The organism is Paenibacillus sp. JCM 9796 (assembly GCF_055379675.1).
The window spans coordinates 2,157,975-2,171,871 of the sequence record NZ_AP043723.1; the positions used below are offsets into that span (position 1 = coordinate 2,157,975).

General features: G+C 51.3%; 10 protein-coding genes and 3 rRNA genes. 1 reads left to right on the plus strand and 12 read right to left on the minus strand.

Features of this window, described 5'->3' with window-relative positions:
• Positions 1–365: 365 nt before the first annotated feature.
• From ACZ439_RS10305 to ACZ439_RS10325, 5 genes are all read right to left on the minus strand, one after another.
• The gene (locus ACZ439_RS10305; RefSeq protein ID WP_054800503.1) at positions 366–1,076 is read right to left on the minus strand and encodes an ABC transporter ATP-binding protein; all 711 of its coding nucleotides are present in this window, start codon (positions 1,074–1,076) and stop codon (positions 366–368) included.
• On the minus strand, positions 1,063–1,824 hold the full coding sequence (locus tag ACZ439_RS10310) for an ABC transporter ATP-binding protein (protein ID WP_127610786.1): 762 nt from the start codon (positions 1,822–1,824) through the stop codon (positions 1,063–1,065). Before ACZ439_RS10310 ends, ACZ439_RS10305 begins: the two co-directional genes overlap by 14 nt.
• Positions 1,805–2,803, minus strand: a complete 999-nt coding sequence (locus ACZ439_RS10315; RefSeq protein ID WP_196427012.1) for a branched-chain amino acid ABC transporter permease — start codon at positions 2,801–2,803, stop codon at positions 1,805–1,807. The genes ACZ439_RS10310 and ACZ439_RS10315 overlap by 20 nt, the downstream gene beginning before the upstream one ends.
• Complete coding sequence (locus ACZ439_RS10320) at positions 2,800–3,669, minus strand: branched-chain amino acid ABC transporter permease (protein WP_054800504.1); 870 nt, start codon at positions 3,667–3,669, stop codon at positions 2,800–2,802. Before ACZ439_RS10320 ends, ACZ439_RS10315 begins: the two co-directional genes overlap by 4 nt.
• A gap of 75 nt (positions 3,670–3,744) precedes the next feature.
• On the minus strand, positions 3,745–4,842 hold the full coding sequence (locus ACZ439_RS10325) for an ABC transporter substrate-binding protein (protein ID WP_236595698.1): 1,098 nt from the start codon (positions 4,840–4,842) through the stop codon (positions 3,745–3,747).
• A gap of 474 nt (positions 4,843–5,316) precedes the next feature.
• On the opposite strand from ACZ439_RS10325, the gene ACZ439_RS10330 reads away from it, so the two are divergent.
• The gene (locus ACZ439_RS10330; RefSeq protein WP_464620982.1) at positions 5,317–5,466 is read left to right on the plus strand and encodes a hypothetical protein; all 150 of its coding nucleotides are present in this window, start codon (positions 5,317–5,319) and stop codon (positions 5,464–5,466) included.
• A gap of 66 nt (positions 5,467–5,532) precedes the next feature.
• Here ACZ439_RS10330 and rrf read toward each other — a convergent pair.
• The 7 genes from rrf to tsaE form a co-directional block, all read right to left on the minus strand.
• A 5S ribosomal RNA gene (rrf, locus tag ACZ439_RS10335) occupies positions 5,533–5,649 on the minus strand.
• A 120-nt stretch (positions 5,650–5,769) separates the two neighbouring features.
• A 23S ribosomal RNA gene (locus ACZ439_RS10340) occupies positions 5,770–8,817 on the minus strand.
• A gap of 206 nt (positions 8,818–9,023) precedes the next feature.
• Positions 9,024–10,564, minus strand: a 16S ribosomal RNA gene (locus ACZ439_RS10345).
• The 16S, 23S and 5S rRNA genes sit together here, the layout of an rRNA operon.
• 354 nt (positions 10,565–10,918) lie before the next feature.
• Positions 10,919–11,986: a tRNA (adenosine(37)-N6)-threonylcarbamoyltransferase complex transferase subunit TsaD gene (tsaD, locus tag ACZ439_RS10350; RefSeq protein ID WP_054797575.1), complete on the minus strand. Its 1,068-nt coding sequence runs from the start codon at positions 11,984–11,986 to the stop codon at positions 10,919–10,921.
• A gap of 67 nt (positions 11,987–12,053) precedes the next feature.
• Complete coding sequence (rimI, locus tag ACZ439_RS10355) at positions 12,054–12,554, minus strand: ribosomal protein S18-alanine N-acetyltransferase (RefSeq protein ID WP_054800002.1); 501 nt, start codon at positions 12,552–12,554, stop codon at positions 12,054–12,056.
• Between the two features lie 16 nt (positions 12,555–12,570).
• Positions 12,571–13,458: a tRNA (adenosine(37)-N6)-threonylcarbamoyltransferase complex dimerization subunit type 1 TsaB gene (gene tsaB, locus ACZ439_RS10360; RefSeq protein ID WP_464620983.1), complete on the minus strand. Its 888-nt coding sequence runs from the start codon at positions 13,456–13,458 to the stop codon at positions 12,571–12,573.
• A complete protein-coding gene (gene tsaE, locus ACZ439_RS10365; RefSeq protein ID WP_054797573.1) occupies positions 13,419–13,895 on the minus strand; it encodes a tRNA (adenosine(37)-N6)-threonylcarbamoyltransferase complex ATPase subunit type 1 TsaE in 477 nt (158 codons plus the stop codon). Before tsaE ends, tsaB begins: the two co-directional genes overlap by 40 nt.
• Between the last annotated feature and the right edge of the window lie 2 nt (positions 13,896–13,897).

Genomic DNA, 13,897 nt, shown 5'->3' on the forward strand with positions numbered 1-13,897 from the left:
CATATTCAGCACTCTTCATGCAACTGTGTTGTTTTTCCATTCTTAGGTACGCAACCACAAGCTCAGATCCACCAACTTCATTGCTTTTGGTGTTCTCTCGAACAACCGGATTTGTAATATATCACGATCTCCTTACTATTGCAAGCAGAAATCATATAAAAACATTTTCGTTCAACAATTTACAATGAGCCATGAAAGAAAACCGTTGGAGGAATCATTTCATGAGGAAGCAGCTCAATTGACACCTGCTGCATGCAACAAAAAGAAATAAGCTTAGTCCGAGTCTACTCAGATCAAGCTTATTCCTCACGAACGTATCTCGCATGACCAATAATGTAACAAGGGCTGCTATCAGCCCCCATATCTTATACGCCTAAATATTGATGTTGAATTTCCTCATTGATCAGGAGTTCTTCAGGTGTACCTTGCCATACAATTTGACCCTTGCTCATCACAAGCACGGTATCAGCCACGCCGCACGCCAAATAAAAATTTTGTTCAACTAAAAGAATCGATAACCCGGTCTGCTTTAATTTCCTTATAATATCTCCCACTTGCTCGATAATGACTGGAGCTAACCCTTCCGAAGGCTCATCCATGAGTATGAATTGAGGATTGGTCATTAATGCTCTTCCGATCGCCAGCATTTGCTGCTGCCCTCCGGACAATTGGGTCCCCATGTTGTTTTCCCTTTCCTTAAGAATAGGGAATAAATCATAGATGTCTTCCAGCCTCCAGCTTTTATCGCCCGTTCCCGTTTGCTTTCTATCTCTTGCGGGAACAATAAGGTTCTCGCGAATCGTAAGGGAAGGAAAGATGCGCCTTCCTTGGGGGACTAATCCGATACCGACACGAGCGATTTTATTAGGCGCAAGCCCGGAGATCATTTTGCCCATATACGTAATGTTTCCTCGGCGCGGAGGAGTTAACCCGGCAATGGAATGAATCGTTGTCGTTTTTCCCGCACCATTACGCCCGAGAAGTGCAACGCACTTCCCTGTAGGTACTTCAAAAGAAAGCCCCTGCAAAATATGGCTGTTTCCGTAATACGTATGAACCTGATCAACCTTGAGCATGCTGCAGCGTCCCTCCTCCGAAGTAGATGGCTTTCACGTTCTCGTCGCCTTTGATCTGTTCCGGAGCTCCGCTTAAGAACACTTCGCCATGATGCAATACCGTAATGCGGTCAGCGATAGAGAAGACCACCTCCATATCATGCTCGATGACCAATAGCGTAATAGAACGAGGCATGCGTTGGATAAGCTTCGTCGTTTGGATGGTTTCAGCAGGTGACATACCTGACGTCGGCTCGTCCAAAAGCAGCACTTTCGGTTTGGAAGCTAGGGCGAGAAGCACTTCCAGCAACCTTTGTTCGCCGTAAGAAAGCTCATTAACAATACGGGTACGCCGCTCCCAAAGCTCCCATTCCTTAAGCAGCTCCTCCGTTTCTTCCAGCAATTGTGTGTTTTTATAAAATGGCTTATAAAAGTTGAACCGATATGGTTGACATGCTGTGATGGCTAGATGCACGTTCTCTTCCACGGTCAGAGCACCAAACAAATTGTTTTTTTGAAACGTTCTCGACATCCCGACACGTACAGCCGTGTATCCGGGAAGGCCGTTGATTTGTTTGCCATTCACCGTAACGGTGCCCTGGTTAATCGGCAATGTTCCTGTAATACAATTGAATAAGGTTGTTTTGCCGGCTCCGTTAGGTCCGATGATGACATGACGCTCCCCTTGCTTCACTTCTAGAGAAACGTCCTTCAAAACTTGTAAGCCTTTAAAAGACTTATGCAAATGCTCAACCTTCAGCAGACTCATGACCGTTCGCCTCCTTATGAAGTTTTGTAGGGTGCCGGTCTTTTCGCCGTTTTAGGTTTATCTTGTTCCATAACAGCAAAGCAATATGAATGACCCCGCCGCGTCTATAAAGCACAATGGCAACAAAAATCAATCCCATAACGATCGGCCAACGGTCCGTGTAGGAGCTGATATAATTTTGCAAAATTACGAAGAAGCCCGCACCTATAGCCGGTCCTATTAATGTTCCGACTCCACCGACAATAACCATGATCAGCGCTTGCCCGGAGAACATCCAATTGAGCAGATCAGGAGACACGTATTCATTGAAATAAGCATAAAGTCCGCCTGCAAATCCGGCCATCATCCCGGATAGTGAATACACGATCAGCTTATAGTAACGTGTATTATAACCAAGCGCCGTCATCCGGGCTTCGTTCTCTTTTATTCCTCTTATGCCTTTGCCAAGAGGAGAGACAATAAAAATACGAAGCAAAAAATAACAAAGTAAAAAGCAAACTGCCGTTACATAATAAAACCCCAACCTGCTTTCGATGGGGCCAAAGCCCAAACTGAAGGCCGCGCTAACCGATTTTCCGTCTGCACCGCCGGTGACGCTTTGCGCTTTATAAAAGATCGCGTATATCATTTGCCCGAACGCCAAAGTAATCATGAGGAAGTAAGGGCCTGATGAACGGATAAACAGCAAACCGGATACAAAAGCGGCGATTCCCGCTATAAGGGCAGCTGCAAGGAGCAGCACATAACTATTTTCTACATGCTCCCCAATCAAGGTGACCGCATAAGCGCCCAATCCGAAAAATGCGGCGTGTCCCAGCGATACAAGGCCAGCATAACCGATGATTAGTCCTAGGCTCATAACAAATATTGCCATAATCAATACTTCACTCGTCAGTTTGATACCATACGTGGTTAAGATGAGAGGTAACAGCAGCATAAAGGCGACAAAAGCGATACTTACGAACGCAGGTTTCTTCACGCGTGCGCCCCCTTACCGAACAGACCGTTTGGTTTCATTAACAAGACGACAATCATAATGGCAAACACCATGGCCATCGTTAATGACGGCAAATAAACGCGTCCAAGCGTATCAACGACTCCGACTAATATGGCCCCGACAAAAGCACCTTTCCAGGTGCCGAGACCGCCCACCACAACAATAACAAGCGATGAAATCAAAATTTCCGAATCGATGCCGACATACATACCCATAATCGGTCCGCCCAAAACTCCGCTTAATCCGGCCAAACCGGCGCCCACGGCAAATATGCAAGTGAATACGCCCTTAATATTAATACCAAGAGCCGAAAGCATCTCCCGATCGTCGACTCCCGCTCTGATCACGGCGCCAATTCGCGTTTTATTTTCCATATACCAAAGAAATACCGCAAGTAAACAACCGATCAAAATGACAAAAATACGATACGCAGGAAACATCATGACCCCAAGATTCATGGAAACATCCAAGTTCATCGGAATAGGAAGCGTTAAAGGGCTGGAACCCCATATCCACTTTACGATATCGGCAAATATAAATGAAAGCCCGAACGTCAGTAGAACCTGCTCCAGTTCCATTCCATAAACACGTTCAAGCAGTAATTTCTCCATTAGGATGCCAAGTATGCTTACTATAACAATGGCAACTAGCAAGGATGGCCAGAATCCCATGCCTTGTTTCACGAATGAATACGCTACATATACGCCCACCAAGTAAAAAGTGCCGTGCGCCAAGTTGACGACATGCATTAATCCGAAAATAATTGATAGCCCGGCTGCAATCATAAACAAAAGCATCCCGTAGGCTAGACCGTTTAAAATATGCATGAGCAATGTTGTTCCAGCCATTGTATCCTCCTCTTTCTTAAGCGAAACATGGGTGGAACGGGAGGACAAGCCTCCCGTTTCCTTATCATCTCTTATTTATTTTTTCTCAGGTGGAGCATCGGGTATTTTCAGTCCCTTGACTGCGGTTCCTATAATTTCCTGTACGATCTTTCCGTCTTTCCATACATTTTTGGCCAAATACATATCTAATGCCAGGTTGTGCGTTTTTGGATCCATGGCAAGCTCGCCGCGCGGGCTGCTGAAGCTAATGTCTTTCAACACCTTGATCAAATCCTCAGATTTCGTGCTTCCTGTTTTTTCTATCGCTTTACTGATGACTTGCGCGGAATCATAACCTTGTACGTTAAAATAGTTAGGTACCTTGTTGTATTTCTTTTTAAAATCCTCAACAAACTTCTTGTTAACCGGATTGTCGAGTGAATAGTTGTACATCGTTGCCCCAATGATGCCTTCAGCGGCTTTGCCCGCCGGATCCGTTACGAGCGGATCCAAAAATTCCTGGGTGCCGGTTAGCGGAATTTTACCCTTTACACCGAATTGTTCGTACTGCTGAACAAATCGAATGGCATCTGTACCGGCCAAAAATGGAAAGACAAGATCCGGTTTCGTATTCAATATTTCTGTCAAGTAAGTTGCGTAATCGTTAGTCCCGAGCTTAGGGTATGCTTCCTTCACAATTTGGCCGCCTGCTTTAGTAAAGGCCTCTTTGAAAGCGTCAATCGTCTCGTGGCCCGCCGGATAATCAGGTGCGATAACATATGCCGTTTTTCCAACGTTCTTGAAAATATATTCGGCTCCCGGAACGCCGTCCTGCCAGTTCGAGATCGAAACCCGATAAATGTAATCGCTTTTCTTATCCCAAGAAATATCGTTAGCAGCCGCATTGGCATCGATCAATACGATTTTATCCTTCTCGATGACGTCACGCAGCGCATAAACGACCGCTGAGGAAATTGGGCCGACCAACAAATCAACCTTTTCGCTTTCAACCAGTTGACGGTATTTGCGAAGAGCGACTTGCGGGTTTGCCTCGTCGTCCTCGTACTTGATGGTTACTGGGTGATTGCCGATTTTGTTTCCGTTCAGTTCGAAATACAGTTCCATTCCTTCCTTAATACTTTCGGATAATGGAGCAAAGTTACCGGAAAATGACAAAATCGCGCCGATTTTCACCGGCTTATCTCCTCCACCCCCGGATGCACCACCCCCGGATGCAGGTTGGCTGCTATTACAAGCAGTAAGAACTAACAGCATGAATACCAGCATGACCGAGACTGTAATACTTGTTTTCCTGACTTTGCCCTTAGCGACCATCCAAAAACGCCCCCCACTTAGAGTTAAGAATGATACAAAATGTATGTAATCGCTTTACAAAAAGTTGTTATTAGCTTCTTAACAACAACTTCCGACATATACAAAACAGCGTTCAAATCATGATTTGTCTTAAAAACACTGATTTTGTAAGCGTGTTCAGGATAATGTCGGGCAAGCTGTTAATATAATACAATACGACCGGACGATTAGACAATAGCCATATTCTTCTATATTAAACGGATGATAAAAAATCCATTGGGCTTAGCGTGCCCCCATAGAATAGACATTGGCCCCCCTTGGTTAATCAGATGAATTTTAAGGGGGGCATTTGTTATGGCGATCAAAGGTCAAAAGCTTAGGCATTATTCTGAAGAGATAAAGAAAGAGATTATTCGGTTACAAATTGAAGGAGACTGGACGTATCGCATAATCACAGGGCTCAATGGGGACGATGTGAGGAATATGATGAGATTCACCAAATAAAAAAAAATGTGGAGAAAGTCAAAAGACTTTCTCCACACTTTGAGACCACCGTAGTGGACTATTCTTGCTTGGCGACGTTCTACTCTCCCAGGACCCTGCGGTCCAAGTACCATCGACGCTGGAAGGCTTAACGTTCGTGTTCGGGATGGGTACGCGTGGTTCCCTTCCGCCATCATCACCAAACGGATGTTGATGCTTCTTGCGAAACATCAGATCTTGCCATTCAAGGCGGCTTGCACCTTGAAAACTGGATACGAAACTCAGCATGCTGAATGCTTTGACTTCACTAAAGTGAAAGTCTTTTTGGATAAGCCCTCGACCGATTAGTATTCGTCAGCTCCACACGTTGCCGCGCTTCCACCCCGAACCTATCAACCTCGTCGTCTACAAGGGGTCTTACTAATTGGGAAATCTCATCTTGAGGGGGGCTTCACGCTTAGATGCTTTCAGCGCTTATCCCGTCCGTACTTGGCTATCCAGCCGTGCTCCTGGCGGAACAACTGGTACACCAGCGGTACGTCCATCCCGGTCCTCTCGTACTAAGGACAGCTCCTCTCAAATTTCCTGCGCCCACGACAGATAGGGACCGAACTGTCTCACGACGTTCTGAACCCAGCTCGCGTACCGCTTTAATGGGCGAACAGCCCAACCCTTGGGACCTACTTCAGCCCCAGGATGCGATGAGCCGACATCGAGGTGCCAAACCTCCCCGTCGATGTGGACTCTTGGGGGAGATAAGCCTGTTATCCCCAGGGTAGCTTTTATCCGTTGAGCGATGGCCCTTCCATGCGGTACCACCGGATCACTAAGCCCGACTTTCGTCCCTGCTCGACCTGTTTGTCTCGCAGTCAAGCTCCCTTATGCCTTTGCACTCTTCGAATGATTTCCAACCATTCTGAGGGAACCTTGGGGCGCCTCCGTTACTCTTTAGGAGGCGACCGCCCCAGTCAAACTGCCCACCTGACACTGTCCCCGTACCGGTTCACGGTACCAGGTTAGAACTCCGATACGATCAGGGTGGTATCCCAACGGCGCCTCCACCCACGCTGGCGCGCAGGCTTCCCAGGCTCCCACCTATCCTGTACAGATCGTACCAAAGTCCAATATCAAGCTGCAGTAAAGCTCCATGGGGTCTTTCCGTCTTGTCGCGGGTAACCTGCATCTTCACAGGTATTAAAATTTCACCGGATCTCTCGTCGAGACAGCGCCCAAGTCGTTACGCCATTCGTGCGGGTCAGAATTTACCTGACAAGGAATTTCGCTACCTTAGGACCGTTATAGTTACGGCCGCCGTTTACTGGGGCTTCGGTTCACAGCTTCGGGTTGCCCCTAACCGCTCCCCTTAACCTTCCAGCACCGGGCAGGCGTCAGCCCGTATACTTCGCCTTGCGGCTTCGCACAGACCTGTGTTTTTGCTAAACAGTCGCTTGGGCCTTTTCACTGCGGCCCCCTCGGGCTATTCACCCTACCGAGGCACCCCTTCTCCCGAAGTTACGGGGTCATTTTGCCGAGTTCCTTAACGAGAGTTCTTCCGAGCGCCTTAGCATGCTCTGCTCGCCTACCTGTGTCGGTTTGCGGTACGGGCACCTTCTCCCTGGCTAGAGGCTTTTCTTGGCAGCCTGAACTCATGACCTTCGGTACTTAAATTTCCCTCCCCATCACAGCCCAGCCTTACGGTGTGCGGATTTGCCTACACACCAGCCTCACTGCTTGGACGAGCATCCATCAGCTCGCGTCACTATCCTTCTGCGTCACCCCATCGCTCATAACGGTTCACGGTGGTACAGGAATTTCAACCTGTTGTCCTTCGACTACGCCTTTCGGCCTCGCCTTAGGTCCCGACTTACCCTGAGCGGACGAACCTTCCTCAGGAACCCTTAGGCTTACGGCGGATCAGATTCTCACTGATCTTTTCGTTACTCATACCGGCATTCTCACTTGTATGCAGTCCACCAGTCCTCACGATCCAGCTTCTACCCGCATACAACGCTCCCCTACTGCCCGCATCGTGTTCACTCCAGCTTCGAAGCAGGATGTTTAGCCCCTGGAGACATTTAGCCAGATTCTTTCATCAACTTTAGTCGTTGAATCTGGCGAATGTCCCGTGGCCAAACATGACCTCAAAGACGCAGTGAACACGATGCTGACTCATAGCTTCGGTGGTGTGTTTAGCCCCGTTACATTTTCGGCGCAGAGTCACTCGACCAGTGAGCTATTACGCACTCTTTCAATGGTGGCTGCTTCTAAGCCAACATCCTGGTTGTCTGTGCAACTCCACATCCTTTCCCACTTAACACACACTTGGGGACCTTAGCTGATGATCTGGGCTGTTTCCCTCTTGACAATGGATCTTAGCACTCACTGTCTGACTCCCGGGATAACGTCTGTGGCATTCAGAGTTTGACTGGACTTGGTAACCCTTGGCGGGCCCCGCACCCAATCAGTGCTTTACCTCCACGACGCATCTCCCGAGGCTAGCCCTAAAGCTATTTCGGGGAGAACCAGCTATCTCCGAGTTCGATTGGAATTTCTCCGCTACCCCCACCTCATCCCCGAATTTTTCAACATTCGTGGGTTCGGGCCTCCAGTGCGTGTTACCGCACCTTCACCCTGGACAGGGGTAGATCACACGGTTTCGGGTCTACGCCTACAAACTATTTCGCCCTATTCAGACTCGCTTTCGCTGCGGCTACGGCTTCTCACCTTAACCTTGCTTGCAAACGTAACTCGCCGGTTCATTCTACAAAAGGCACGCCATCACCCATGAACGGGCTCTGACTTCTTGTAAGCACACGGTTTCAGGTTCTTTTTCACTCCGCTCCCGCGGTTCTTTTCACCTTTCCCTCACGGTACTGCTTCACTATCGGTCACCAGGGAGTATTTAGCCTTGGCAGATGGTCCTGCCGGATTCAGACGGGGTTTCACGTGTCCCGCCCTACTCAGGATACGCCTAGGGTGTTCGCAGACTTTTGGTTACGGGGCTTTTACCCTCTATGGCCGGCCTTTCCAGACCTGTTCGCCTAACCTGCTGCACCCACGACGGCGTCCTACAACCCCAAGGAGCAAGCTCCTTGGTTTGGGCTAATCCGCTTTCGCTCGCCGCTACTGACGGAATCACTTTTGTTTTCTTTTCCTGAGGGTACTTAGATGTTTCAGTTCCCCTCGTATGCCTCCTATGCAGCTATGTATTCACTGCATGGTACGTGAGTATTACCTCACGCGGGTTCCCCCATTCGGACATCCCCGGATCAATGCCTGCTTACGGCTCCCCGAGGCGTTATCGTTGTTCGCCACGTCCTTCTTCGGCTCCTGGTGCCTAGGCATCCTCCGTGTGCTCTTTATAGCTTATCCAGCTATCACGTGTACGACCGAAGTCGTACCGGATTTTGATTCAGCATTGTTGCTTTGTTTCGTTTATCCAGTTTTCAAGGAACAAACTTAATTATAGAAAGGCTATTGCGCCTTTCAAAACTGAACATCGAAGTGAGTGCTTCTGTTACAGCAGTGGTGCTGCTGCAGATTTGTCCGCCACCCTGCAGGTGACATGGACTCCATAGAAAGGAGGTGATCCAGCCGCACCTTCCGATACGGCTACCTTGTTACGACTTCACCCCAATCATCTACCCCACCTTCGGCGGCTGGCTCCTTGCGGTTACCCCACCGACTTCGGGTGTTGTAAACTCTCGTGGTGTGACGGGCGGTGTGTACAAGACCCGGGAACGTATTCACCGCGGCATGCTGATCCGCGATTACTAGCAATTCCGACTTCATGCAGGCGAGTTGCAGCCTGCAATCCGAACTGAGACCGGCTTCTAAGGATTCGCTCCATCTCGCGACTTCGCTTCCCGTTGTACCGGCCATTGTAGTACGTGTGTAGCCCAGGTCATAAGGGGCATGATGATTTGACGTCATCCCCACCTTCCTCCGGTTTGTCACCGGCAGTCAACTTAGAGTGCCCAACTGAATGCTGGCAACTAAGTTCAAGGGTTGCGCTCGTTGCGGGACTTAACCCAACATCTCACGACACGAGCTGACGACAACCATGCACCACCTGTCTCCTCTGCCCCGAAGGGAAGGTACATCTCTGTACCGGTCAGAGGGATGTCAAGACCTGGTAAGGTTCTTCGCGTTGCTTCGAATTAAACCACATACTCCACTGCTTGTGCGGGTCCCCGTCAATTCCTTTGAGTTTCACTCTTGCGAGCGTACTCCCCAGGCGGAGTGCTTATTGTGTTTACTTCGGCACCAAGGGTATCGAAACCCCTAACACCTAGCACTCATCGTTTACGGCGTGGACTACCAGGGTATCTAATCCTGTTTGCTCCCCACGCTTTCGCGCCTCAGCGTCAGTTACAGTCCAGAAAGCCGCCTTCGCCACTGGTGTTCCTCCACATCTCTACGCATTTCACCGCTACACGTGGAATTCCGCTTTCCTCTCCTGCACTCAAGTCTCCCAGTTTTCAGTGCGAACCGGGGTTGAGCCCCGGGCTTAAACACCAAACTTAAAAGACCGCCTGCGCGCGCTTTACGCCCAATAATTCCGGACAACGCTTGCCCCCTACGTATTACCGCGGCTGCTGGCACGTAGTTAGCCGGGGCTTTCTTCTCAAGTACCGTCACCCTCAGAGCAGTTACTCTCCGAGGCGTTCTTCCTTGGCAACAGAGCTTTACGATCCGAAAACCTTCATCACTCACGCGGCGTTGCTCCGTCAGGCTTGCGCCCATTGCGGAAGATTCCCTACTGCTGCCTCCCGTAGGAGTCTGGGCCGTGTCTCAGTCCCAGTGTGGCCGATCACCCTCTCAGGTCGGCTACGCATCGTCGCCTTGGTGGGCCATTACCCCACCAACTAGCTAATGCGCCGCAGGCCCATCCGTAAGCCATAGGTTGCCCCATGTTTCATGATTCCCCCATGCGGAGAAACCAGCTATCCGGTCTTAGCTACCGTTTCCGGTAGTTATCCCGATCTTACAGGCAGGTTGCCTACGTGTTACTCACCCGTCCGCCGCTAACCTATCCCGAAGGATAAGTCCGCTCGACTTGCATGTATTAGGCACGCCGCCAGCGTTCGTCCTGAGCCAGGATCAAACTCTCCATTAATGTAGAAAGCTGACTTGCTCATTGTTGAAGCTAGCTGAGATATTGCTATCTCTTATTTAAAGCACTCACTCGATGTTCAGTTTTCAAAGGGCAATCTACTATTCATAATCCCACTGTTCCGGTCGGTTCAATCAACCTCTCGAAGCAGCTTTCATATATTAACACGATCGATTCGTAAATTGCAAGTCTTTTTTTTAAAAGTTTCTTGTAACGAATGCAGCCAATCGTGCCTGCCTCAGAAGCGGCAAAAAGTAATATACCAAAACTAAGAATGAAAAGCAACCGAAAAGTTCGAGGTAATTCCTGCCAGACATAAAAAGCCGCCCGCTCTCTCAAAGAACGGACGGCTGCGCCTTATACCGACCAGGCCTCCAGCTTCAGCAGCGGCTCGGCTTTCAACTCCAGCGGCGCGAACTGACCGCGCCGATATTTCAAGAACGCCGCGGCGGCAATCATCGCCGCGTTATCCGTGCACAGGCTCAGCGGCGGCGCCAGCAGCGGCACGCCCGCCTGTGCACAGCGCGCCTCCAAGGCGGCGCGCAGCCCTTTGTTGGCGGCAACCCCGCCCGCCAACAGCAGCTGCTTCGCGCCGTAAGCCTTCACGGCGCGAAGTGCCTTCTCCACCAGGACATCGATGACCGAGTCCTGGAATCCCTTGGCCACGGCCTCCGGCGCCAGTGGCTGCCCTTTCATCGCCGCGGTATTCAACGCGGCCAATACCGCCGACTTCAGCCCGCTGAAGCTGAAGTCGTAAGAATCCGGCTCCAGCCAGGCCCGGGGAAGCGTCACCCCTTCCCCGGTTTCATGCGCAAGCCGGTCAATGTGCGGGCCGCCCGGATACGGCAGCTTCAAGGCTCGGGCCACTTTGTCGTAGGCCTCGCCGGCCGCGTCGTCACGGGTCTGTCCGATAATGCGGAAGACGCCTTCGGATTCGACGTATACAAGCTCGGTATGCCCGCCCGAAACCACGAGCGCGACGAACGGATACGCGAGCTCATGAACAAGCTGATTCGCATAAATATGCCCCGCAATATGATGCACGCCAATGAGCGGCAGCTCCAATGCGAGCGCTAATGTCTTGGCGGCTACCATACCGACCAGCAGCGAGCCGACGAGACCCGGGCCCTGCGTGACCGCAACCGCGGAGAGCGCAGCCGGAGACACCCCCGATTGTTCGATCGCTTCCTCGATGATACAGGTGATCGTTTCCACGTGCTTACGGGAGGCTACCTCCGGCACTACGCCGCCAAACCGCTCATGCGTGGCCACTTGGCTGGACACGACGTTGGACAAAATCTCTTGGCCGTCGCGCACGATCGCTACCGAAGTTTCGTCACAGCTCGTTTCCACCGCCAGTATATAGACGGGCTCCCCGCCGGACCTTTCCCCCGGCCCGTGGCTTGCCCCTGCTTTCGTATTCACAGACGTATCGCTCCTATCCAAATTCTCTATCAAACTGAGATAAGCTTTCCGGCAAATTGAGCTAAGCCTAAGCCTTCCGGCTGATCTTCGGCAAGTCCGCCCACATGATGATCGCGTCTTCCTGGTTGTCCGTGTAATAACCGCGGCGCACACCGACCGACCGAAAGCCTTTTTTTTCGTACAGCCGCCGGGCAATCTCATTGGAGGGCCGCACCTCAAGCGTCATGCGCTGCACGCCGAATAAGCTGGCCGTTTGCTGCATTTCCGTCAGCAGACGCTCGCCGAGCTTTTGCCCGCGGTACTTTTGGCGAATCGCAATGTTCGTCACATGCGCCTCTTCCATGATAAGCCACATGCCGCCGTAACCGGCGACCTCACCGTCGAACTCCAGCACGGTATATTTGGCAAATTGATTGTTGGTCAATTCGTTGTGAAAAGCGCCTTCCGTCCATGGCGTCGTGAACGATTCCTGCTCAATTTCACAAATAGCGGGAATGTCCGCCTCGGTCATTGCACGAAATCGAACTGTATCGTGATCGGCCTCCGCCGAATGATGGAACTCATTCATCTTCGCGAAGCCTCCCTTAGGTCCCTTGGGCGAGAAGTTTCGCCTCGGCTTCCGCCAATTGCGTATAGTTCGGAACCAATGCATGAACATGCTCCAAATCCCCCCGCTTCCAGCGCATACGACCGAGCTCCGCCACGAACCGGGCTCTCAAGCCATGCTCCGTCGTGTGCACAGACCCGCTCCAAAGATTCGCCATCGCTTGAATCGTCTCCCGATGCAGCCCGACCTCGCCTGTAAAAATAATTCGAACCGGCTTATCCGCTTTCGCCTGTCCGCGCAAATCGTCCATCCAGGCCGCCATCAGCCGGATGCCGTCCGGCACGACACAACGCCAGCCGGCGGGCGAAGCTTCGTAAACCGCAGCAAAAGCTTGTCCTCTGCGGGCTTCGATCATCGGCACGACCCAGGTCTTCTCCTGCTGCCCGTTCGCCTGCTGCAACACGACATCCATCGCCGCCAGCCGGCCTCCTTGACCGACTATTGTTTCACCGGTATCCGCCTGCTCCCCCGTCGCGGTCATATAAGCGCCGCCCAGAGCCATCGCTTCAAGCGTCGATACCCCGATTAAAGCGAGGTTATGCGTCCATGCGAACGTTTTGGCCACGGTGACGCCAATCCGTACGCCCGTATACGAGCCCGGACCAACGCCGACCGCAAAGGCAGACAGCTCCTTCGGCCGGATACCGGCTTCAGCCATCAGCTTCTGCAGGGTGGGTACCAAATATAACGAATGGTTCCGCTCCGCATAGGAGGTAAGTTCTCCGGTCCATTCGCCGCCGCGCGAGAGCGCCGTCGTCATCGACGTCGTGGACGTATCGACCGAAAGCATCCATAGTTCATCATCGTATTGCCGCGCCGCTGTCATCATAATAACAATCCGTTCTCCTTTAACTGTATGCACCATTGCCGATACGGCTCCCCTTTCGGGACGATACGAAAGCGGCGGGACTGGTTCTCCCCGTGCTCCAACTGAATCGAAAGACGCTCGGGAGGAAGCAGCTCCTCGATAAGCGAAGCCCATTCGATCAGCGTAATCCCTTCGCCGTAGAAGTAATCGTCAAGCCCAAGCTCGTCCGCTTCCTCCAAGGACAACCGGTACACATCCATATGATAAAAAGGGAGCTTCGTTCCCTCGTACTCTTTAATAATCGTAAACGTGGGGCTGTTGACCACTTCTTCCACGCCGATCGCCTTCGCGACGGCTTGAGAGAATGCCGTCTTGCCCGCCCCGAGTTCGCCGTCAAGCGCGATAACCGTCCCCGGCACAAACAACGAGGCCAATCGTGCCGCAAGCTTGACGGTATCCTCCAGCCCATGTGCGATAAATACATATGAGGACATGG

Excerpts from the sequence above, each read along its gene's own strand:
- rimI (WP_054800002.1), bottom strand. The coding sequence starts at position 12,554 with ATGAATGAGTTCCATCATTCGGCGGAGGCCGATCACGATACAGTTCGA.
- ACZ439_RS10320 (WP_054800504.1), bottom strand. The coding sequence starts at position 3,669 with ATGGCTGGAACAACATTGCTCATGCATATTTTAAACGGTCTAGCCTAC.
- ACZ439_RS10310 (WP_127610786.1), bottom strand. The coding sequence starts at position 1,824 with ATGAGTCTGCTGAAGGTTGAGCATTTGCATAAGTCTTTTAAAGGCTTA.
- ACZ439_RS10330 (WP_464620982.1), top strand. The coding sequence starts at position 5,317 with ATGGCGATCAAAGGTCAAAAGCTTAGGCATTATTCTGAAGAGATAAAG.
- tsaE (WP_054797573.1), bottom strand. The coding sequence starts at position 13,895 with ATGTCCTCATATGTATTTATCGCACATGGGCTGGAGGATACCGTCAAG.
- ACZ439_RS10305 (WP_054800503.1), bottom strand. The coding sequence starts at position 1,076 with ATGCTCAAGGTTGATCAGGTTCATACGTATTACGGAAACAGCCATATT.
- tsaB (WP_464620983.1), bottom strand. The coding sequence starts at position 13,458 with ATGGTGCATACAGTTAAAGGAGAACGGATTGTTATTATGATGACAGCG.